The organism is Viridibacillus sp. KH_047 (assembly GCF_057838945.1).
In genome coordinates this window covers 2754613-2775840 of sequence record NZ_CM174479.1, presented here as the reverse complement: position 1 = coordinate 2775840, position 21228 = coordinate 2754613, and the positions used below count along the sequence as shown (strand labels likewise).

21 protein-coding genes and 1 riboswitch are annotated in these 21228 nt (G+C 34.9%); of the genes, 16 read left to right on the top strand and 5 right to left on the bottom strand.

All coding sequences use genetic code 11. The features are described 5' to 3' along the window. The first annotated feature begins 70 nt into the window (after positions 1–70). From AC3IS5_RS13690 to msrB, 4 genes are read left to right on the top strand one after another with little or no spacing between them, the layout of a single operon-like run. Complete coding sequence (locus tag AC3IS5_RS13690) at positions 71–841, top strand: GDSL-type esterase/lipase family protein (protein ID WP_489424919.1); 771 nt, start codon at positions 71–73, stop codon at positions 839–841. Positions 842–848: 7 nt separating this feature from the next. Next, positions 849–1424, top strand: a complete 576-nt coding sequence (locus tag AC3IS5_RS13685) for a YpmS family protein (RefSeq protein ID WP_193739122.1) — start codon at positions 849–851, stop codon at positions 1422–1424. Positions 1425–1436: 12 nt separating this feature from the next. Beyond that, entirely contained in the window at positions 1437–1961 is a 525-nt protein-coding gene (gene msrA / locus AC3IS5_RS13680) for a peptide-methionine (S)-S-oxide reductase MsrA (RefSeq protein WP_489424918.1), read from the top strand. After that, the gene (msrB, locus tag AC3IS5_RS13675) at positions 1958–2383 is read left to right on the top strand and encodes a peptide-methionine (R)-S-oxide reductase MsrB (protein WP_390008488.1); all 426 of its coding nucleotides are present in this window, start codon (positions 1958–1960) and stop codon (positions 2381–2383) included. The genes msrA and msrB overlap by 4 nt, the downstream gene beginning before the upstream one ends. Positions 2384–2648: 265 nt before the next feature. Here msrB and AC3IS5_RS13670 read toward each other — a convergent pair whose 3' ends face one another. The 3 genes from AC3IS5_RS13670 to AC3IS5_RS13660 form a co-directional block, all read right to left on the bottom strand. Further along, complete coding sequence (locus tag AC3IS5_RS13670; RefSeq protein ID WP_489424917.1) at positions 2649–3338, bottom strand: YoaK family protein; 690 nt, start codon at positions 3336–3338, stop codon at positions 2649–2651. 184 nt (positions 3339–3522) lie between these two features. Continuing rightward, positions 3523–4701 carry a cystathionine beta-lyase gene (gene metC / locus AC3IS5_RS13665; RefSeq protein ID WP_489427893.1) on the bottom strand — a complete coding sequence of 393 codons (1179 nt, stop codon included), beginning with the start codon at positions 4699–4701 and terminating at the stop codon, positions 3523–3525. Continuing rightward, the gene (locus AC3IS5_RS13660) at positions 4697–5827 is read right to left on the bottom strand and encodes a methionine biosynthesis PLP-dependent protein (RefSeq protein ID WP_489424916.1); all 1131 of its coding nucleotides are present in this window, start codon (positions 5825–5827) and stop codon (positions 4697–4699) included. Before AC3IS5_RS13660 ends, metC begins: the two co-directional genes overlap by 5 nt. Positions 5828–5898: 71 nt before the next feature. Continuing rightward, a riboswitch (SAM riboswitch) is annotated at positions 5899–6002 on the bottom strand. Between the two features lie 172 nt (positions 6003–6174). Here AC3IS5_RS13660 and AC3IS5_RS13655 point away from each other — a divergent pair. Beyond that, positions 6175–7104, top strand: coding sequence for a tetratricopeptide repeat protein (locus AC3IS5_RS13655; RefSeq protein ID WP_489424915.1), 930 nt, complete (start codon positions 6175–6177; stop codon positions 7102–7104). Between the two features lie 215 nt (positions 7105–7319). On the opposite strand, the gene AC3IS5_RS13650 is transcribed toward AC3IS5_RS13655, so the two are convergent. Beyond that, entirely contained in the window at positions 7320–9167 is a 1848-nt protein-coding gene (locus AC3IS5_RS13650) for a methyl-accepting chemotaxis protein (protein WP_489424914.1), read from the bottom strand. Positions 9168–9287: 120 nt separating this feature from the next. Between AC3IS5_RS13650 and AC3IS5_RS13645 the strand changes: the two genes are divergently transcribed. The 11 genes from AC3IS5_RS13645 (at position 9288) to AC3IS5_RS13595 (ending at position 19792) form a co-directional block, all read left to right on the top strand. Then, positions 9288–9509: a YozE family protein gene (locus AC3IS5_RS13645; RefSeq protein ID WP_489424913.1), complete on the top strand. Its 222-nt coding sequence runs from the start codon at positions 9288–9290 to the stop codon at positions 9507–9509. Between the two features lie 170 nt (positions 9510–9679). Beyond that, positions 9680–10384, top strand: coding sequence for a purine-nucleoside phosphorylase (deoD, locus tag AC3IS5_RS13640; RefSeq protein WP_489424912.1), 705 nt, complete (start codon positions 9680–9682; stop codon positions 10382–10384). 307 nt (positions 10385–10691) lie between these two features. After that, on the top strand, positions 10692–10934 hold the full coding sequence (locus tag AC3IS5_RS13635; protein WP_489424911.1) for an AraC family ligand binding domain-containing protein: 243 nt from the start codon (positions 10692–10694) through the stop codon (positions 10932–10934). Positions 10935–11145: 211 nt separating this feature from the next. Further along, positions 11146–11436: a helix-turn-helix transcriptional regulator gene (locus tag AC3IS5_RS13630; RefSeq protein ID WP_489424910.1), complete on the top strand. Its 291-nt coding sequence runs from the start codon at positions 11146–11148 to the stop codon at positions 11434–11436. Between the two features lie 110 nt (positions 11437–11546). Continuing rightward, a complete protein-coding gene (locus tag AC3IS5_RS13625) occupies positions 11547–12428 on the top strand; it encodes a DMT family transporter (RefSeq protein WP_489424909.1) in 882 nt (293 codons plus the stop codon). Between the two features lie 275 nt (positions 12429–12703). Then, on the top strand, positions 12704–14212 hold the full coding sequence (locus tag AC3IS5_RS13620) for a lmo1851 family serine protease (RefSeq protein ID WP_489424908.1): 1509 nt from the start codon (positions 12704–12706) through the stop codon (positions 14210–14212). 100 nt (positions 14213–14312) lie between these two features. After that, positions 14313–15206 (top strand): CobW family GTP-binding protein, encoded by an 894-nt coding sequence (locus AC3IS5_RS13615; protein WP_489424907.1) that lies wholly within the window; start codon positions 14313–14315, stop codon positions 15204–15206. A 199-nt stretch (positions 15207–15405) separates the two neighbouring features. Continuing rightward, a complete protein-coding gene (locus tag AC3IS5_RS13610) occupies positions 15406–16140 on the top strand; it encodes a CAP domain-containing protein (RefSeq protein WP_489424906.1) in 735 nt (244 codons plus the stop codon). A gap of 123 nt (positions 16141–16263) precedes the next feature. Beyond that, positions 16264–17682: a spore germination protein gene (locus AC3IS5_RS13605; RefSeq protein ID WP_489424905.1), complete on the top strand. Its 1419-nt coding sequence runs from the start codon at positions 16264–16266 to the stop codon at positions 17680–17682. Then, on the top strand, positions 17679–18728 hold the full coding sequence (locus tag AC3IS5_RS13600; RefSeq protein ID WP_489424904.1) for a GerAB/ArcD/ProY family transporter: 1050 nt from the start codon (positions 17679–17681) through the stop codon (positions 18726–18728). The genes AC3IS5_RS13605 and AC3IS5_RS13600 overlap by 4 nt, the downstream gene beginning before the upstream one ends. Beyond that, a complete protein-coding gene (locus AC3IS5_RS13595; protein WP_489424903.1) occupies positions 18698–19792 on the top strand; it encodes a Ger(x)C family spore germination protein in 1095 nt (364 codons plus the stop codon). Before AC3IS5_RS13600 ends, AC3IS5_RS13595 begins: the two co-directional genes overlap by 31 nt. A 30-nt stretch (positions 19793–19822) precedes the next feature. Here the strand turns inward: AC3IS5_RS13595 and AC3IS5_RS13590 are convergent, their stop codons facing one another. After that, positions 19823–21199, bottom strand: coding sequence for an MATE family efflux transporter (locus AC3IS5_RS13590; protein WP_489424902.1), 1377 nt, complete (start codon positions 21197–21199; stop codon positions 19823–19825). Positions 21200–21228 lie beyond the last annotated feature (29 nt).

Sequence of the window (21228 nt, the reverse complement as noted above, 5' to 3'; positions counted from 1 at the left end):
ATGAGCAGGGGATGATTTCATTCCCTGCTTTCTTTCATTAGACGTACTTAACGAAAGGAAGAAATGGAACGTGAAGAAATTAATAATTTTCATGCTTGCACTTCTTTTATTAAGTGCTTGCAGCAAAGAAATAAAAACGCCAGTTACAGAAGAAGTCATCCCTAAAGACATTATTTATGTTGCTTTAGGTGATTCTCTAACTGAAGGTGTTGGAGATGAGTTAAATCAGCAAGGTTATGTCGGTAGACTATCGGATCAAATGCTTGGCTGGGAAGGCGTTAAATACGTCGAAGTTGAAAACACAGCAAAAAAAGGTCGACGCAGTGATCAACTCGTAGCACAACTTGAGAGCGGTAAAATTGACGAACAATTAAAAAAAGCTGATTTTATAACACTCACTATGGGTGGAAATGACTTAATGAAAATTGTCAGACGTGACTTGATGAATCTAAATAAAGAAGCATTTGATACGGAACGCATCGAATTTCAAAAGCGTTATGGTAAAATTATGGAGTTAATCCGAAAAAAAAATAAATCTGCGCCCATAATTTTAATAAGCGTTTATAATCCTCTTTCCATCTTTACGAAGGAAAAATCGGACTTAAATACGATTATGTATGAATGGAATACAGATATTCAAGATTTTGCAGAGGCAGATAAAAATGCATGTTTTGTAAATGTAGAGGATTTATTCGATTCGAACGAGAATATGGTTTATCATACGGACTTTTTCCATCCAAATGCAAGAGGCTATGATGAAATGACGGACCGTATAGTAGGGACGATCAAGTCATGTGGTCTAAAAAAATTAACCAACGGGGAAATGGACTTCAAGGAGTGATGTGACGGTGAATAAGTGGAAAATAGCTTTTTTCTTTTTAATTGCATTAATGTTATCAGTAATCATTGGATTGTTTGTGTTCATTACGAAACCGGCAACTGATACGCCAATACCGGAAACAACCGCAATGCCTGATGGTAGTAAACTATCAGTACAAACTACACCAGCGGATTTTGAAGCCATTGCAAACAAGTACATTCAGGACGCTATGAAATCAAAATCCATCCCTGTACATATGTACATTAATGAGGAAGTTTCTTTAGTAAGTGAGCTTAGTGTTTTTGGTATGGAGCTACCTATTACAATGAAATTTGATCCAACAATTGATGAAGACGGCAATCTTATATTAAAACAAACAAATGTAGAAGTTGGTATGTTGAATATCCCACCAAGCACAGCATTGAAGTTATTAAATGACTCAGTAGATTTACCTTCATGGATGGTTATTAGACCAAACAAAGAGGAAGTATATATGGGTTTAACAGAAATAGCAGTACTTTCTGGTTCTCGCATGCAAGCAAAAGAATTTAATTTAAAAGAAGGTAAGATTATACTGGAAGTAACAGTACCCGTTCAAGAATAGGAGGAGTAGCATATGGCTGTAGCAACATTTGCAGGTGGATGTTTTTGGTGTATGGTAAAACCATTCGATCAGCAAGAGGGCATTGAGTCCGTCATTTCTGGTTACACTGGAGGACATACAGAGAATCCTACTTATGAGGAAGTTTGTAGTGAGACAACTGGACATTTTGAAGCTGTACAGATTACTTTTGATCCAGCAATTTATCCTTATGAAAAGTTAGTCGATCTTTACTGGACTTTAATCGATCCAACAGATGCTGGTGGTCAATTTTATGACCGCGGACAGTCTTATATGACAGCCATTTTCTACCATGACGAAGAGCAGCGTAAAATAGCTGAAGCATCAAAAAATACATTACAAGAATCAGGTAAATTTAAAGCACCAATCGCTGTACAAATTCTACCAGCAACAACGTTCTACCCTGCAGAAACTTATCATCAACATTATTACAAAAAGAATCCAGCTCATTATGAGCGCTATTCAATTGGCTCAGGACGAGTTGCATTCCAACAACAGCATTGGGGGACAAAATCATGAACAAAGAAGAAAAGTTGAAAACATTAACACCGATGCAATATCATGTCACGCAAGAGCATGGGACAGAACCACCATTCCAAAACGAATACGATAGTCATTTTGAAGAAGGTCTATACGTTGATATCGTATCTGGGGAACCCTTATTTCACTCAAAAGACAAATTTAATGCAGGTTGTGGCTGGCCAAGTTTTAGCAAGCCTGTGGAAGGTGCTAGCATACAAGAAAACTTCGATACAAGCTTTGGTATGCGTCGCACAGAAGTACGGAGCGGAGAAGCTGATTCACATTTAGGACATGTCTTCCCCGATGGTCCTCAGCCAACAGGATTACGTTATTGTATTAACTCTGCTGCCTTGAAATTTATACCTAAAGATAAATTACAAGAAGAAGGCTATGGTGAATATTTAAAGTATTTTGAATGAAAAATGACAGCCCACATTTTGTGGGTTGTCATTTTTTTGTAGGAGACAGTGAATAGACTAAAAAGTGTAGTACACTACTGATCAACAAACAATATGAAAGCAGCAAATTACTTTCCTATACAATGAAATGTTGCTTAAAAAAGAAAAACGCTTAAGAGGGAACATAGAAATAACAATGTAATTACATAAATTAAATGTACAATAATAGGATTGGTATGCTCATTGGAAGATTGGGATATATATTTATCAAGTATTTATTCGTACTTCAGGATTTCTCAAGAGTTTCTTTCGTAGTTTCTTTGCTTCTATGATATAACATTACGGTGAGCAGTATAATCCCAGCAGCAATCCAAATGGATGTTTTTCCTAGATAAGTACTAAAGAAGGTCCCAATTAAAGCACCACATAAAAAGGAAAGAATGATAGCAGTAAAATCTATAAATTTCCGCATCGATTCTGGATCATGTTTCACGAATGCAGCATAAGAAGCTTGAGCTGCGGTTCGTAGATTCCCTGTTGTTATGGTTGAATTGTAGCTCCATTTTTCCAATTTGTTAAAGGTAGCAATTTGTAAGGAAGACACAAATGCAATGCACATGGTGATAAGCATATTTGGCACACTTGCAGGTAACCACCCGACTATAAATAAAATCGCGAATTCCAAAAGTAAGACAGCTCGTCTGTGGCTAGTATGTTTATCTTTTATATATTCTGCTACCAAGACTCCTGCTATAAAAGCCAAAAAAGGCGGTATATTAAGGATAGCACCGTTATATTCTGTACTTGCGGCTCTCACCGCAAATAATACCATATTTCCTGTTTGTGCCGTCGCAAACACTGCGTCTCTTGTGATATACGTATAAGCATCTAAAAATCCACCAACTAAAGCCAATATCATGCCCATAATCAATGAATTAGGTGATAAAGCGAGTAAGGTTTTCGTTTTATTTCCCATTGATTTATCTCCTTATTAACAATTCCTTATATATAAAAGAAAAGTCGCATGAGTAATTATAGCTTTACCTCACAATTCTCATTTATTCTGTTTCAGAAATATTTTCGTTGAAACTGTTGAGCCCAAAAGACTTAAAAAGAAAAAAATCGCTCCACCAAATCGGTGGAGCGACTCATATAATCATCTATTTATTACCTACAACAGCAAGTTCTTTCGCTTTTGCAAATGCTTGCTCAAAATCAGCGATTAAATCGTCGATATTTTCAAGGCCAACAGAGAAGCGTAAAAGACCGTCTGTAATACCACGTTTTTCGCGTTCTTCTTTAGGAATAGCTGCGTGACTCATTGTGGCTGGATATGAAAGAATTGATTCTACACCACCAAGACTAACAGCGAAAATTGGAATTTGAACATGTTCTACAAATGCTTTAGTGATTTCCCGATTAGGAAGTTTAAATGATAATACAGCTCCGGCACTTTTTGCTTGTTTTGCATGGATGTCATGACCTGGGTGAGATTTCAAGCCTGGGAAATGAACTTCTTCTACCAGTTCATGAGCATCTAAATAATGAGCAAGTTTGGATGCGGATGCTGTCGATTGTGTTAGACGCGCATTTAAGGTTTTAATCCCTTGAATTAATGAGAAGGAATCTTGTGCGCCTAAAATGGCACCGAATGAGTTTTGCATAAAGTAGATTCGGTTACCAAGCTCTTCGTCTTTTGTTACCGCAAGTCCTGCAATAATATCACTGTGTCCTCCTAAAAACTTAGTGGCACTGTGTAACACTACATCTACACCAAGGTCTAAAGGACGTTGGTATAAAGGCGTCATAAATGTGTTGTCTAAAAATGTTAGAGCTCCATTTGCCTTTGCAATTGCTACAACGCCTTCAATATCAGTAATGCCTAGAAGGGGGTTAGCTGGAGTTTCTATATATAATACCTTTGTATTTGGACGTATAGCCGCTTCTACTGATGTTAAATCAGAGAAGTCAGCAAATGTATGCTCAACGCCAAATTTTGTTAACACTTGTGTTACAAAACGGTATGTTCCGCCGTACACTTCAGATGTCACAACAATATGGTCGCCGGCTTCTAATATCATAAAGGCAGAGGCGATGGCTGCAATACCTGAAGAGAATGCAAATCCGCGTGTACCCCCTTCAAGTTCAGCAATCGTTTTCTCTAATGCATCACGAGTTGGATTACCAGAACGACTATAATCATATGGACCAAAGGAATCGAAATGCTCCTGATCAAATGTAGATGATAAATATATTGGTACATTAACTGCACCTGTTTTTTGCTCGTAATCACCGCGAGTAGAAGCAGTGATTAAACTTGTTTCAATATTTTCATTAATTGAACTCATATGATGACACCTCTTTTTCTAAGATAGAAAAAACTTGTTGTAAATCCGCTATTAAATCTTCTGCTTCCTCAATACCGACAGAGAAACGAAGTAAGGAGTCATCAACACCGCGAGCAATACGTTCCGCTTCAGGAATATCCGCATGTGTTTGTGTAGTCGGATATGTGATAAAGCTTTCAACACCACCCAGGCTTTCGGCGAAGACAATTAATTTCAAGCTTTCTAAAAACTTACCAACCCATTCTCCTTTTTGTAAACGGAAGGAAATCATTCCGCCTTTACCAGCAAACAGTACGTCTTTTACTAAAGGTTCTTGTTCTAAATAAGCCGCGATTTGCTTAGCATTTTCGGTATGTTGTTTCATGCGAAGGTGTAATGTTTTCAATCCTCGTAGCAGTAGCCATGAGTCGATTGGAGCCAGTGTTGCACCAGCAGCATTATGGTTTGTGAATAGTTTTTCGCTAAGCTCTTTACCTTTACTTACGACAAGACCAGCTAGAACATCATTATGACCACCGATGTATTTAGTTGCACTATGTAGAACTATATCAGCCCCTAGCTCGATTGGACGTTGATAGTAAGGTGTTAAGAAAGTATTATCAACGATTAATAATAAACTATGCTTTTTCGCAAGCTTAGCATAAAGTTCAATATCAAATTCTTGCATTAATGGATTGGTTGGTGTTTCAATGAAAATAGCTCGAGTATTTTCATTAATTAAACCTTCAACCTCTAATACAGAAGAAAATTTTGCATAATGAGATTTGATTGCATATTGTTCTTGGTATTGACCGAGTAAACGGTATGTGCCACCGTAGATATCCTCAGGTAAAATAATTTCGTCACCCGATTTAAATAGGGATAGAACTAACTGAACAGCTGCCATCCCGCTACTACAGGCGAAAGCTGCATCACCAGATTCCAATTTAGCAAAACCTTCTTCTAGGACGGTACGTGTCGGATTTTTTGTACGTGTATAGTCATAACCAGTTGATTGACCAAGCCCATCATGAGTATAGGCAGTTGAAAGATAGATTGGTGTGTTGACAGCACCTGTTTTGGGATCGGTATGATTTCCGAGCTGAACTAATTGTGTCGCAATGTTTTTGTTTGTCATCATGTCATCATCCTTTATAAAAAAGTAAAAGGCCCTCTAAGGAAGAGGGCCTTCAAAATATGAAGTCAATCTCCTTATCTACAAGACTACGTCTACTGGAATTAGCACCTTGCCACATTTTGGGTGGTTGCTGAGATATCGACGGGCCAAGTCCCTCCATCTCTCTTGATAAGTAAGTATATTAAATTGTTTGAAAGTTAATAATAATGAAATTTTACCATGTGGAAATAATAATATCAACCTTATTATGAAGCAAATTTAATTTGAAAAGTTTATAAATTTCTTTAAGTGGTACAATTTTTATATGAATATGCTATTATTGCATAGTTGAATTGGACGGTGACAAGATGAATTTAAATAACATAGCTGTTAATCAGTTATTATTAGAATTTAAATTTGACGAAGCTCAAATGATGCTAGAGCAAGCAGTAATGGAAAAAAGAGATATACAATCACTCCATAACTTAGCATGTTTTTATATTAGAGATACAGAAGAATATTACAAAACTTTACCACTTTTAGCTGAAGCAATTGAAAAACAGCCGAAGCATTATTTTCCTTTTGCTTTACTTGGTGAAATATATTTACGAATGGAAAAATACATTTCAGCCATCAGGATTTTAGAATATGCTTTAAAGATGAAAGATACTGAAGTAGTACATGCGAACTTAGCAGCAGCATATTTTAATATGAACAATTTTGAAAAGGCAGCAGAACATTATAAAAAGTCCGCAACTGATGGTGATTTTTTGAAATACGCGGAAATGGTTTCATACCTACAGTTAGACAATCACGATTCGGTACTTAATACGCTGAAAAAAGTTAATCCAGATGATGAAAATTATATGGGTGGCGTAAACGTAGCTGAACTTTATGCACAAATTAACTACTTTGATGAAGCGATACCTCTATTTGAAATAGGGTGGAGAGAAATTGATAGATCGTATGATTGGGTAGAACATTATGTTTATGCACTCATTCAATTAGGTAGGGTAGAAGAAGCCGCAGATATTATAGACCAGATGAAAACAGAAACGACTGATGAAATTGTAGAAAGTAAAGCAAAAGCAATGGATGAAGAGTGGATAGAGGGAAATCTTGAAGAATCTATTATGGACTTGCAACATACAAATGAAAAATATAATACACTGATTGGTCGAATTTTAAAAGGCTACCGTCCTAGGATTTTCTTCGAGCCATATTATGTTTCTCAATGTTATCTTTTCGGCTGCAAAGTACATGGTAATAAAACGTATGATGAATATGTAAATATGTAAGTGGCCGAGAGAAATGATAATATCTATCTCCGGTCATTTTTGTTTACATAGAGTATCTGATGCTTATTAATTATTACTATGTAAGGTTGTCTTGATAAGGTGTAGCTTTGCAGGGATAATGGTATGAACTTAGTAATTTCTAATAAAGCGAAATCAATAGAGGGAATAAAAAACTTGCAATCTCATTAGAGTTTGCAAGTCATTTTATGGGAACACTATACTTTGAATTCCCCAACTACTTTTCTTAACTCATCTGCCTGATGAGATAGTTCTATCGCTGACGCTGTAATTTCTTGCATTGAAGCAGAGCCTTCTTCTGCAGAAGCTGCTGAACGCTCGGTACTCATTGCTGTATTCTCAGCAATTTGATTTACTTCTATAAATGATACAGCCACTTCTTGGCTATAGCTTAAAGTTTGTTCAATTTGAATTACCATTTTGTTAATAATGGCTACAGTTTCGTTTGTTTGTTTGATAATTTTATCTAAGGAAGCATTTGTTTCATTTGTCACTTCAACACCTCGGATGACGTTTTGTACACCATCATGGTTTTGAGTGACAATAGCTTGTACTTCTGATTGAATTGATGAAACGATTCCCGTTACTTCGCGTGCTGCTTTTTGAGATTGCTCAGCTAGCTTTCGAACCTCGTTTGCAACGACAGCGAATCCTTTACCATGTTCACCAGCTCTGGCCGCCTCAATGGCTGCATTAAGGGCAAGTAAGTTTGTTTGTTCCGAGATATCAGTAATCGTACGAATAATGGAAGTAATTTCGGATGATTTTTTGCCTAGTGCTTCAACGGTTTCTGTTGTATTGGCCATAGTTTCTTCTATTATCATCATAACATTTGATGACTGTTCGACAGTTTTCCCGCCAAGCTCAGCAGCGATTTTCATCTGATCAGTTGCTGTTTTCACATGTTCAGCATCTGTACTTAAATAACGAGCCGCCTCTTCTAATAAATTCATCTTTTGAACTGCGTTATTCATCCGTAGCATTGTTTGTTCGCTACCTTCAGCGATTTCGCCTGTTGTATCAGCAATTGATTGAATAATATTCGAATTTTCATCTGCTGAAGCCATTAATCGTTGTCCACTAGCTGAAACATTCTCGGCAAGTGTACTCACGCGTTTTACTAATGCTGAAATAGATGTGATTAACACATTTGTACTATTAGCGATTTCTGCAAATTCATCTTTTGTCTTTACTTTTACGCGTTTTGTCAAGTCACCATTAGCTTGTGCGATATCTAAAATAGATGTATTAATTGCTGATGTATTACGTTTAATTGAACGGAACAAGATAGTACCCGTTACAATAGTCAAAATAATAGATGATATTGTTAAAATTAAGAAAATTATCATTGCAATTTCTGTTTGTCGTTCAAGTGATTTAATTTGCTCGTTGTTTTTCTTGGTTAATACTTCATTAATCATTTCAATATGCACATCTATATAACCCATAGCTGTTTTGCCATTTCCAGCGAGAACAAGTTTTTGAGCATTTTCAAGGCCTGACTTTTGACGTGTATCAATCAGTCGCTTCGAATACTGAATATAATTGTCATAAAATTGGTCAATGGAAGTAATTCGGTCTAGCTCTTCTTTACGATCAGAGAATATTTTTTGAAGCTCTAATAAATTTGCTTCAATGCGGTCTTTATCTTGACTATATTGTCTTAAGAAATTATCTTTTCCCGTAATAATATAACTTTGTTCAGAGTTTGATAGTTTCGCAATATCCGCTGCTAAACTATTTACTTTCATCTGCTCTACTAGATTTTTCCCTGTGAACACCTTTAATTCATTTTGGAGGTTAGACATATTTGAATAGGAAACAACAAGCATTGCTGATAGAATAATGATGAGTATAAAGAAGTTAATAATGATACGGCCGCGAATCATTCGGAAAAAGTTCGATTGTATAGGTCCATGAACTTCAATGTTTTTTTGCTTCTTTTTTATTTTGAAAAATGAAGCCATTGAAATTGATGACTTATTAGTGCTTTGATTTTCACTTCTCTTTACATTTCCACTACTTTTTCTTGAATTTTTAACCAAATTGTCACCAACTTTCCATATTTCTATTGAATAATGTTCATTTTACTTCTTTATGAGAGAATATTCTATACTTTTTGAAAAATAAAACATTACTAAGTAACTATTAGGAGGGAGATATATATGAATCAATCGTTCTACAGTTATGTACAAACATTTCGTGGTGGTGGAAAACATGATGAGAAGTCTATGTTTGCAGAAGCGGCTTTTCACGATCATAGCTTTCCTAAACAATCAACAGATTTTCATATACTTTCGAGATATATCGAAGAAAAAGTAGATGAAGATATGAGTGCGCGCGTTTTTGATGAACTTTGGTATTTATATGAGTTAAAATACAACTAAAATAAGTAACGATTTAACAAAAAAGGATAAATTGATAAATGTAGGTTTTGTAAATTATATTTAAGATAATAATTGTCAGAGGTCAGACTTTCTTGGTACAATGCTTGTAACATCATATCCAAATTATAGAAATATGATGAATAACAATACTATTGAAAAGAGTGATACTAATGAGTATTCATATTAATGCAAAACAAGGCGATATCGCAGATATCGTACTACTTCCTGGCGATCCACTTCGTGCAAAGTACATTGCAGAAACTTATTTAGAAGATGTTACACCTTATAATGAAGTACGTAATATGTTAGGGTTTACAGGTACATATAAAGGTAAACGTGTATCGGTACAAGGTACAGGTATGGGTGTGCCGTCAATTTCTATTTATGTTAACGAATTAATGCAAGAATACGGTGTCCAAAAGTTAATCCGTGTAGGTACTTGTGGAGCAATTCAAAAAGATGTTAAAGTTCGTGACGTCATCATTGCTCAAAGTGCTTCTACTGATTCTAAAATGAATGAAATTATTTTCAATGGTTTAGATTTTGCACCAACAGCTGATTTTGATTTACTTTTAAAAGCATATAATGCAGGGAAAGAAGCAGGCCTTAATTTAAAAGTGGGTAACATCTTTACTGCTGATATGTTCTATAGTGAAGAAAATCAAAATGAAAAGTTAGCTCGTTACGGTGTTTTAGCAGTTGAGATGGAATCTGCAGCACTTTACACTTTAGCAGCTAAATATGGCCGTCAAGCACTTTCTATCCTAACTGTAAGTGACCATATCGTTACTGGTGAAGTAACAACATCTGAAGAACGTCAATTAACGTTTAACGATATGATGGTTGTTGCATTAGAAGCAGCTATTCAAGACTAGTCATATTTAAAGTGTTCTGATTAACATTCAAAGAAAAGAATAAGCAAGTGACCCTCAAATGACCATTAAAGAAATGGCATTGAAACGGTCGCTTGCTTTTTTTTATTTATATCAGTAAATTGAACAAACGTATTTATAGGATAAGGACCATATGATAAGTTGATAGTCTTTTTGTTTACAATGAACAACTCTCAATGTTAACTCAATTTTAATCATATTATTTTCGTGGATTGCCCTATTATAAGAATCTACTTAATTGCAAAAAATCAAAAATAATTAGAAACAGGATAAATTGGAGGTATTGGTAATGGAATTAATTAGAGAAATTGTAGCAGAGCGAAGAACTTATACTTCAATTCAAGAAAAGCATTCGCATCATTATGCACAGTTAATCCTCCCTCTTCAAGGAGAACTTTCTATACAAACTGAGTCGAAAAAGCTTTTACTGGATCCTGAAACAATATTTTTTCTTCCTCCTGAATGTCATCATACATTTCATTCGGTTGAACGTAATGAGTTTTTAATTAGATATCCCTCTTTTTATGCTTAACGAGAGGCAATTACAAAATAGGTAAATATCCTATGAGCTGAATAATCAATGGAAAGGGATTCGATATCTCTTACTAAATGAACTTGAACAACAGTCAGGGAATGGATCTGCAGTTAAAGAGCTGTATCCATATATCTCCAGATGTTTAATACAAGAACAACAAGCTAAATCCATTACATATATCCATGAAAATTATCATGAAAATATCTCAGTGCATGACCTTGCCTCTCTTGAACATTACAATCGTTCATATTATTCTGAATGGTTTCTAAAAGAAACTGGTAAAACACCTTCGGCATATATACAAGACGTACGATTGAACAAAGCTAAAGAATTACTGAGAGATACAGAATTACCTATTTTACATATTGCTATTCAAGTTGGTTTAGAATATCAATCCTCTTTTACGCGATTATTCCAAAAACATGAAGGAGTTACACCGAGTATGTATCGAAAAAATCAGAGACAAAAAAATAGAGAATGCTCAATATACGACAACTAGTTAAAAAAATCTGATATTCAGAAAAAATCGCTCATCAAATGTATGTAAAAATTAGTTATGGACTTGATTTAAGGTCATTTCAAAGATTACTTGTTTTAAGGAGCGAGAAGATGAAAACAGCAGTGGGTTTATTTTTTACATTTTTATGGTCGTCTGCAGCTATAGCTACAAAATTTGGTTTATATTCTACAACTCCAATGTTACTGGCTACCAGTCGATTTTTAATCGCAGGCATATTACTATTTCTTTTTGTTTATTTAATTAGGAAAAAGTATCCTTGGCCTAAGAAACAGGAATGGAAACCCTTATTTGTTTTAGGACTATTGAATACTACAATTTATTTAGGTGCATCCTTCTGGGCGTTAAATTATGTATCTGCAGGTTTGTTTAATTTATTTGTTACTACTAATCCTTTTATCGTTGCTTTTCTGTCCTACATTTGGCTGAAAAGAACAGTTTCTATACAAGAATGGATAGGGATGACTGTTGCTGCTGTTGGTTTATTAATAGCTATTTGGCCATCAATCACACACAGTGAAGTAAAAGGAATAGGCTTACTTATTCTAGGGGTAGGTATGATATCAATGGCAATTGGGAGTGTTTATTTTAAAAAAGCCAATTTAAACCTACCGAATATTGTTATTAATACTTGGCAAGTGCTTATAGGGGGGATAGTATTAATTCCTATAACATTTATGCTAGAAAAAGATACATACTTTTTGAATTTGGATTATTATTTAGTCGGATCGTTAATATGGTTAGTGTTAGTAATATCAATCGCTACGATGTTGCTATGGTTTTACTTGTTGAAGCAGGATGCAGTTAGGGCAAATAATTGGTTATTTATGACACCGATTTTTGGCTATGTATTGGCTGCCTTCTTTTTAAATGAAACAATTACATTTTATGATATTATTGCAACTGTATTAGTACTATCAGGCTTATTACTTTCGGGTAATATTGCAATCAAATCTATCAAAAAATTTAATTAGCATGTGATCAGACCGCCTTTTGAAGGTGGTCTTTGTAATTTACTGTCCTGGATGAAGTATATTGCAGGCACTTAACCAATTTCCAACTGGATCTTTAAATCCAAAGCCACTAAAAGTATCTAGTAAATTCAATGTATAGTTCAAATAAGTTAAATGAGATAATACAAATAGTGATATTTCAATCTCTATGAAAGGGCTTGATTGACGTTGAAAGAGCCGTACTATATTATGGTATTAGTGTTTAAAACACTTGAAGATTGAAAGTGGTGAAATAAATGGACGAGAACAAAGTGGAACCAGAAAAAAACGAACAACCAAATGATGAACAAGAAAATTTCGAAGATGTAAAGCCCGCTGGCAAATACATACGTATTAAACCTTTTGCGTTAATCATGATGGTAATTGTTTTAATATTATTTACATCTGGTTTAACAATCTTTGCGCTAACATTTGGGGAGAAAAAAGTTGTAGAAGTTCGTACGCCGACTCATACAGAATTCCAAAAACTATTTAACGCATTTGATGAATTAAAAGCAAACTATTACAAAGACATTGATACAGAAGAAGCAGTAAACGGTGCGATCAACGGTATGATTGAGGCACTGGGGGATCCTTATTCAGATTATATGAATGTAGAGGAAGCTTCCAATTTCAATGAAAGTATCTCTTCTAGCTTCCAAGGTATTGGGGCTGAAATTCAAGAGCAAAGTGGCAATATCGTAGTTGTTTCACCGATTAAAAACTCACCGGCTGAAAAAGCAGGGATTTTACCAAACGATATCATAGCTACAGTTGATGGTAAAAGTATTTCTGGGATGACATCTTCTGAAGCTGTATTATTAATTCGTGGTGAAAAAGGAACATCTGTAACACTTGAAATTGTTCGTGGTGATAGTGAGAAAAAAGTAAAGATGAAAATTGTTCGTGACGATATTCCAATTGAAACAGTTTATAGTGAAATGTTAAGCGGGAAAGTTGCGCATATACAAATTACAACCTTCTCTAATAACACATATAAAGAATTATTAACAGCACTTGATGATATGGAAGCTAAAGGAATGAAATCACTTATAGTTGATGTGCGTCAAAATCCAGGTGGTTTACTTGATTCTGCTGTTAATATCGCTAGTTTATTTGTTAAAACAGGGGAACCTGTTATGCAAATAGAGGACAAAACTGGTAAAAAAGAAGTAATAGAAGCACAAGGTGGACGTAAAGTAACAGTACCAGTGTCATTATTAATCGATGGTGGTAGTGCCTCGGCTTCTGAAATTTTAGCTGGAGCACTTAGTGAATCTGCTAATATCCCATTAATTGGTGAGAAGTCATTTGGTAAAGGAACAGTTCAAACTGCTAGTAACTTAAAAGATGGCTCGAACTTGAAATTTACAACAGCTAAGTGGTTAACACCTGAAGGTAACTGGATTCATGAAAAAGGTATTAAACCAACTGTTAAAGTAGATTATCCTTCTTATGTTTCATTACCGTATCTTGATCCTGAAAAAGTTATGAAAGAAGGTTCTTTATCAGATCAAGTGAAGGCTGCTGAGAAAATGTTGAAAGCAGTAGGTTACTCACCAGGTAAAGTTGATGGGCTATTTGATGCTTCAACAAAAGCTGCAGTTATGGCATTCCAAAAAGACCAAAAACTTAAAGAAACTGGCGTTTTAAAAGGCCAATCAACATACGCTTTAATGGAAGAGCTTCGTCAGAAAATCAAAAAAGACGATCCACAGTTATTAAAAGCTAAGCAATTAATGAAACAAAAGAGCAGTTCAAAATAATATAAAATCACATTTAGTGACAAAAAGAAATGTATGAAGAGCTGACCGTCTTAGGAGGTCAGCTTTTTCATGCATTCATATAGAAGAAAGGATGATTTACATGGTTGATGTATATCTATTTAGTGGATTTTTAGGAAGCGGTAAAACATCTATGATGACAGATGTAATCCGTCAATTAAAAGAACAAAATATTAAACCAGCAATTATTATGAATGAACTAGGTAAATTAAATTTCGATTCACAAGCAGTGGAAGAGGATGTTCCATTAAAAGAAATGCTAAATGGCTGCATATGTTGCTCAGGATCAGAAAAAACAGAAGCTCAAATACAAACATTATTAGCAGAATCAGAGTTTGATGTACTCATTATTGAAACAACTGGGGCCGCACATCCGGTAGAGGCATTAGATGCTGTATATTCGCCTCTTTTTGCCGATCAATTGAATATTAAAGGGATCGTTACAGTGGCAGATAGTAAACGCTGGCTAGAACGTGATCAATTATCACCTCAAGTACGATCGCTGTTTTTAGAACAAATCCGACATGCGCCTCTTATCCTAGCCAATAAATCAGATTTACTAACAGAAGAAGAACGAGCAAAAGTAACATTTGAAATTCAATCTTTAAATCCGCATGCGCAGTTATTACAAACAACTAATGGTCGAGTACCTTTAAAGTATTTACAAAGCCTACATGCAACAGCTCGCCCAATTAACATTGAATCAGCACCAATAAGTCATATGCATTTAAGTTCTCGATTAGTGACATTCACTGAACCAGTAGAAAAAGAAGTATTTGAAGAGTGGCTTCGAACAATTCCTTCAACTATTTATCGCATGAAAGGGTATGTTCCTATTAAAGGTATGAAAAATCCCATGCTCTTTCAATATGCATATGGTTTAACTCAATGGATGCCTGAATATATGCAGATGCCACCTAACATCGTTATCATTGGTGAAAATGTGAATGAACTCGAAGTTGTTGGTACTTTGTAATATAAAAGCCCATTTTTTTTGGTGTCAACCCAATCTTCCTAGTAATAAAACGATAGATTGCTAAATTTGCACAATTTCATAGCCTGTTCGTGATTGAAATCAAGGCGTTTTTATTCTTAATTGGACAAAGTAGCAATAACTGGTCACTTTATTACAAAAATCCCTTGTTACGATATTTGTAGACAAGGAGGAATAAAACATGAAAAAATGGTTATTACCAATGAGTCTCGTTATGCTAATGGGCGTACAGGCGGGAACTGCGGAAGCTTCAGCTTCTACAAACTCATCAGATACAGTGAAGCAAACGCAAACAACATATAAAGGTGCTAAGCCTTGTAAGGTAACTTATAAGTATACTAGTAAAACAAATAAATACACTTATAAGTATAATTGCAATACAAGTAAACCATCAGGTGGCAATACTTCAAAACCAGAGAACAAACCATCAAATGGTAACTCAAATAATTCGGGCAACAATTCGTCAAATGGTAACACAGGTAACTCAGGCAACAGTTCGTCAAATGGAAATACAGGTAACTCTACATCATCAACTGTAGAACAATTCGAACAAAAAGTTATTGAGTTAACTAATGTTGAGCGTCAAAAAGCTGGACTAGCTGCTCTTAAATCAGATAAAGCTTTGATGGGTGCAGCACGTGAGAAATCACTTGATATGCAAAAAAATAAATATTTCTCACATACAAGTCCTACATTTGGTTCACCATTTGACCGTATGAAAGCACTTGGTATTCAATACAGTGCTGCTGGAGAAAATATTGCTATGGGTCAAAAGACACCAGAAGAAGTTGTAAAAGGTTGGATGAACTCACCAGGTCATCGTGCTAATATTATGAGCACAACATTTACTCATATTGGTGTAGGTTATGCTGCTAATGGTAACTACTGGACACAACAATTTATTAAAGCAAAATAAAGAATAGTATATATAGTAAACCAGCTCTCAATATTGAGAGCTGGTTTTTTTGTTCTAAACTTAAAAAGTTCGATTAGATTCATTTGAACTTTCCTATACTAATCTAAAAAGGGGGGAGACTTAATGCAGCAAATTGAAACATTTATATCGCAACTACAAAAGACCTTTTATAACTCAGCAGATTTTGTAGCTCGCGAAATCGATTGGCCAGGTGAGCCATTCGCTGTTATTTGTTATTACAGTTCCCTGCTAAATAAAAAAGATGTTCAAGAGCAACTGGATGTTGTTAAATTTCAAGCTGAGCAAGAAGAAGCGAAATGGTCAGACTCCGTTTCTTCCACTATAGAAGTTTTTAATATGGAAAAGGCAGTTGGTTATGTTTGTGGTGGGGAAACACTTATTATTTTACTTAGTAAAAATAAAGTAGTTCGTATTAACTTACCGGAAATTGCACATCGTACGCCAGATGAGCCTGTCAATGAACACATTATTAGAGGATCTCATGAAGGGTTAGTGGAAAATTTTGATACGAATATGGCACTTATTCGAAAGCGTCTACATATTCCAGAATTAGTCGTAAAGCAAATGAAAATTGGTAAAGAAACAAATACGGGAATATATTATTTATATATTAGTAACGTTGTAAATAAAGAAACACTCATAGAAGTAGAAAAAAGACTAAATGAAATAGATGCGAAGGATTTATATAGTCTTGGGTTGTTAGGGGACTACTTGGAAGATTCAATATACTCTCCTTTTCCACAGCTTTTAAATACTGAAAGACCTGACCGAGTTGTAGGTAATTTAGTAGAAGGAAAAGTAGTTGTTATAAGCGATATTTCACCGACAGCGTTAATTGCACCTGTTACGTTTTTTTCATTTTATCAATCACCTGATGATTACAACTCACGTGTATTAGTAGGTTCATTTTATAGAATAGTGCGTTTGTTGAGTTTTTTTACAGCGGTTTTTCTGCCGGCTTTTTATATTGCAATTATTAGTTTTCATTTTGAAATTCTTCCATTAGAGCTAAGCAAAAAAGTGAAAATGGATGTTAGTGAAATACCATATCGACCTATAATTGAGGCACTAATATTAGAAATTATAATAGAATTGATTCGAGAGGCAAGTATTCGATTACCACAATCAGTCGTTCAAACTATTGGGATTGTCGGTGGTCTCGTTGTTGGTGAAGTTATTGTCAACGCAGGATTAGTTTCCAATATGATGGTTATTATAGTTGCCCTAACGGCAATTTCAAGTTTTGTAGTTCCATCAAATGAATTAAATACATCTGTCCGTATATTACGGTTTCCTTTCATGTTTGCAGCATCCTTGTTTGGATTTTTTGGAATCACTATAGGGGTACTCATATTATTTATACATTTATTAAACTTAAAATCGATAAATCAGCCATACTTCTCACCTGTTGTACCATTTCAACCATCAGAATTCAAGAAAATATTCTTTAGAACACCATTTATTAAAGCGAAGGCCCAACCTACTTCATTCCAACCAAAAGGGTATGAGGAGAAACAATGAAATTACAACTTTCACGTGTTCAATTTTTCTTAATACTTTTCATTGTTGAAACGGGTGTTTCATATATTTCTTTTCAAACGGAACTTATTAATAGTGGTGGAAGAGATTCTTGGTTGATTTTCATAGTATTCACGTTGTTTCATTTCGCTCAATTGCTATTTTATGAAAAATTTTATGAAAAGTTAAAGTTAAATTCATTTTTTGCTCTACTTTATAAAATATGGTGGATCATTTTGTGCGTCAGTTATTTGGCTTATATCGACTATACATTAGCTATCTGGGGGTTTCCAAGTACACCGACTTATTTGGTAATTTGCCTCATCGTTTCAGTCTCTCTTTACGCTAATTTAAGTCAACCCGAAACGGCTGTTAATTTAGGTGTTATTCTACTGCCGTTAATTGTGATATTTCTTATTTTTATATTAATGAGTACTTTTGATTTAGTTTGGACAAATATTCTCCCAATTGGAACGAGTTCTGGGGAACAATGGCTACTAGGTCTTCAAAAATCTCAAACTGCTTATATGGGTGTTGAACTTTACTTTATATTCAGAGTATTCGTGAAAAATAGTCAAATTATTAAATGGAAGCCATTAATACTCTATCAATTGATTGTTGGTACTTTTTCTATAGCCTCTGTTGTAGGTTCGCAACTTTATTTTTCACTTGATGAACTTAAAATTATACCTGAACCAATTATGTACATTTTGAAATCCCAAGAAGTTACATTTGTTAAGCGACTGGATATTTTCTTTATTTATATTTGGCTAACTTGGAGTATTATTAATGTTACATTATTAGGGTTATCGATTCGAGTTGTTCATTTTTCAAAAAAGCGAAAACACCCACAATTACAAATCGTTGTATTACATTTGGCATTAGTTATCCTGCCGTTACTCTTCTTAAGAGTTAATTTCATTGAAAAAATTAGAGATAATTTGCACTATGGGTATATTCCATTTGCTATTGTATTCCCGATTATTATTGTTTTTATGAACAGAAGGAGGAAGCAGCCATGTTTAAAAGAGTCTTCATCATCATCGTAGTAAGTACATTGCTCGTTGGTTGTTGGGATGAACGACTATATAAAAACTTGTCTGTTGTTTCACTTGCTGGCATTGAAGGGCATATAGGTGACATGAAAGGCTACTATGCTTACCCAACCACCCCAAACGATCCAACAAAATATGTGGTTATTGAAGGATCTGGTACATCAACAAGGGACGTGCGGAATCATGCGGATTTAAAAGTTGAACAAACTCTTGATTTGTCAGAACTATCAACACTTTTAATCGATCAAGATAGTGCTACAACACCACTTTATGATTATCTTGATATTTATTTTCGTAATCCACAAAGTCCAATAACAGCAAAAGTTGCTTTAACAGATGGTGGTTCTGTAAAAGAATTTATAGATATAGGACATCAACTACCAAGTGATGTTGGTGAATATTATCAGCGCTTTATTGAAAGTTTTGAAAGAAATAGTATTTTTCCTAAATTAACACTTCAGAAGGTATGCTTATTAATTCTTGAAAAAGGTAAAGATCTAGTATTACCCTATCTCAATAAAGATAAAAAAAGAGGTACTCCTATAGCAGCAGGTCTTGCTCTCTTTAAAGAACAAGTTTTTACTGGCACAGTGTTAGATCCAAAAGAATCGTTACTGCTTACTTTATTAATGGGTGAAAAAGGAACTAATGCAAGGATGACATATATGTGGGAAAAGGATGGAGAGAAATTTCCCGTATCTCTTGATGTGATTAGAGTAAAGAAAAAATGGAAAATAGAGGAGAAAGGGACAACTGCTACTGTGCATTTAAAGTACAAATTAAATGTGAATATTGAGGAATATCCTCATGATAAGTTATACAAAAATAATGTAAGGAAGGACGTAGATAAATTTTTGACAAAAAAAGTACAAGAGGATGTTGAAGGAGTACTAAAAAAACTCCAAGATGCTCAGTCAGATCCATTAGGGATTGGTCAAAAAATGCGTGCATTCCACCCAAAAGTATGGGATAAAAAAAATTGGGGTGAGAAATTTGCTAAATTAACACTAAAGCCGGAGATGAAAGTCACAATTGAAAGAACGGGTATCCTACAGTAATAGCCATATTATTAGAAGAAAAAAACTCCTCTATTGAGCAATAGAGGAGTTTTCTTGTGACTCTTTTTTCGCTCTCCGTTGAACAATAATAAGACGGAAGCTCAATGTAATGGCGCCAGCTGTAAGTCCACTAATAAGACCAATCCAATAACCAAATGGACCTAAATCTGTATAATTTGCAATAACATAGCCAAGAGGTAATCCAATTACCCAATACGATATCATCGCCATTATGAAAGTAATCGTTACGTCCTTATACCCACGTAATGCGCCTTGTACCGGTGCTTGTATGGCATCGGACAATTGAAAGAAAGCCGCATAGATTAAAAACTGGGTTGCTAGCGTGAGTACTTGTGGATCTGTAGAATATACACCGGCTATTTGTTCTCTGAAAATGATTAAAATAGTGGCGGAAATAAAACTGAAAATAACGGCCGTCATTACTGATATATAGCTATAAATACGTGCATCTTTGAAACGTTTAGCACCAACTTCAAAGCCAACTAAGATAGTTGCACCCATTGCAATACTCAATGGCATCATATAGGTAAGACTTGCAAAGTTCATCGCAATTTGATGGGCTCCAATAACAGCAGTACTATAATTACTCATCATGATTGCAACAACTGAGAAAATACTTGTTTCAGCAAAAATAGATAAGCCGATAGGTACCCCGATTTTGCAAATCTCGAGCCATTTTGCAAAGTGGATCTTTGGCCAATTGACATACAAATTAAAGTTTTTAAATGGTTGACCCTTCATCGTAATGACAATTGCCACAACACAAATAATCCAATAAGTTACGGCAGAAGCCACCCCAGAGCCTACTCCTCCAAGCTCAGGAAAGCCAAATTTACCAAATATTAATAAGTAGTTAAAGAAAATGTTAACAGGTGTAGCTAGTAAAGTGATGAACATCGAGATTCTAGTTTTTCCAAGTGCATCGATGAAACAGCGTAGTACGCTATATACAAATAGTGGAATTAAACCAAAACTCATAGCAATCAAATAATCATGTGCAACGCGTTGAACTTCAGGTTCTAAAGTCATCGCATTTAATAGGGGATTAATGCCCGCCATTAATAGTCCAAAAATAATTATTGCTAATACAATTGCAACATAAAAACCTTGTTGAACTGAAAATGTCGCTTCTTTCTGTCTTTTTGCACCGACAAATTGTGCTACAATAGGTGTTATGGATAAAAGAATTCCTGATAAACCTGTATAAACAGGCAACCAAATCGAAGAACCAATGGAAACACCTGCTAAGTCAGCAGTGCTATATTTACTTGACATTAAGACATCGAAAAACGACATTAAGTATAAAGCAATTTGGGTGATTAAGATCGGAAACACAATTTTCAGCATGACTGTCCATTTCTCTCTCATCGTAGTTGTTTCATGCATGTAATTCGCCTCCAAGTATAAATTGACAT

What these genes read in the sequence shown, in the direction of transcription:
- msrA (WP_489424918.1), top strand. Translation starts at nt 1,437, where the DNA reads ATGGCTGTAGCAACATTTGCAGGTGGATGTTTTTGGTGTATGGTAAAA.
- msrB (WP_390008488.1), top strand. Translation starts at nt 1,958, where the DNA reads ATGAACAAAGAAGAAAAGTTGAAAACATTAACACCGATGCAATATCAT.
- AC3IS5_RS13670 (WP_489424917.1), bottom strand. Translation starts at nt 3,338, where the DNA reads ATGGGAAATAAAACGAAAACCTTACTCGCTTTATCACCTAATTCATTG.
- AC3IS5_RS13660 (WP_489424916.1), bottom strand. Translation starts at nt 5,827, where the DNA reads ATGACAAACAAAAACATTGCGACACAATTAGTTCAGCTCGGAAATCAT.
- AC3IS5_RS13655 (WP_489424915.1), top strand. Translation starts at nt 6,175, where the DNA reads ATGAATTTAAATAACATAGCTGTTAATCAGTTATTATTAGAATTTAAA.
- AC3IS5_RS13645 (WP_489424913.1), top strand. Translation starts at nt 9,288, where the DNA reads ATGAATCAATCGTTCTACAGTTATGTACAAACATTTCGTGGTGGTGGA.
- deoD (WP_489424912.1), top strand. Translation starts at nt 9,680, where the DNA reads ATGAGTATTCATATTAATGCAAAACAAGGCGATATCGCAGATATCGTA.
- AC3IS5_RS13635 (WP_489424911.1), top strand. Translation starts at nt 10,692, where the DNA reads ATGGAATTAATTAGAGAAATTGTAGCAGAGCGAAGAACTTATACTTCA.
- AC3IS5_RS13625 (WP_489424909.1), top strand. Translation starts at nt 11,547, where the DNA reads ATGAAAACAGCAGTGGGTTTATTTTTTACATTTTTATGGTCGTCTGCA.
- AC3IS5_RS13620 (WP_489424908.1), top strand. Translation starts at nt 12,704, where the DNA reads ATGGACGAGAACAAAGTGGAACCAGAAAAAAACGAACAACCAAATGAT.
- AC3IS5_RS13615 (WP_489424907.1), top strand. Translation starts at nt 14,313, where the DNA reads ATGGTTGATGTATATCTATTTAGTGGATTTTTAGGAAGCGGTAAAACA.
- AC3IS5_RS13610 (WP_489424906.1), top strand. Translation starts at nt 15,406, where the DNA reads ATGAAAAAATGGTTATTACCAATGAGTCTCGTTATGCTAATGGGCGTA.
- AC3IS5_RS13605 (WP_489424905.1), top strand. Translation starts at nt 16,264, where the DNA reads ATGCAGCAAATTGAAACATTTATATCGCAACTACAAAAGACCTTTTAT.
- AC3IS5_RS13600 (WP_489424904.1), top strand. Translation starts at nt 17,679, where the DNA reads ATGAAATTACAACTTTCACGTGTTCAATTTTTCTTAATACTTTTCATT.
- AC3IS5_RS13595 (WP_489424903.1), top strand. Translation starts at nt 18,698, where the DNA reads ATGTTTAAAAGAGTCTTCATCATCATCGTAGTAAGTACATTGCTCGTT.
- AC3IS5_RS13590 (WP_489424902.1), bottom strand. Translation starts at nt 21,199, where the DNA reads ATGCATGAAACAACTACGATGAGAGAGAAATGGACAGTCATGCTGAAA.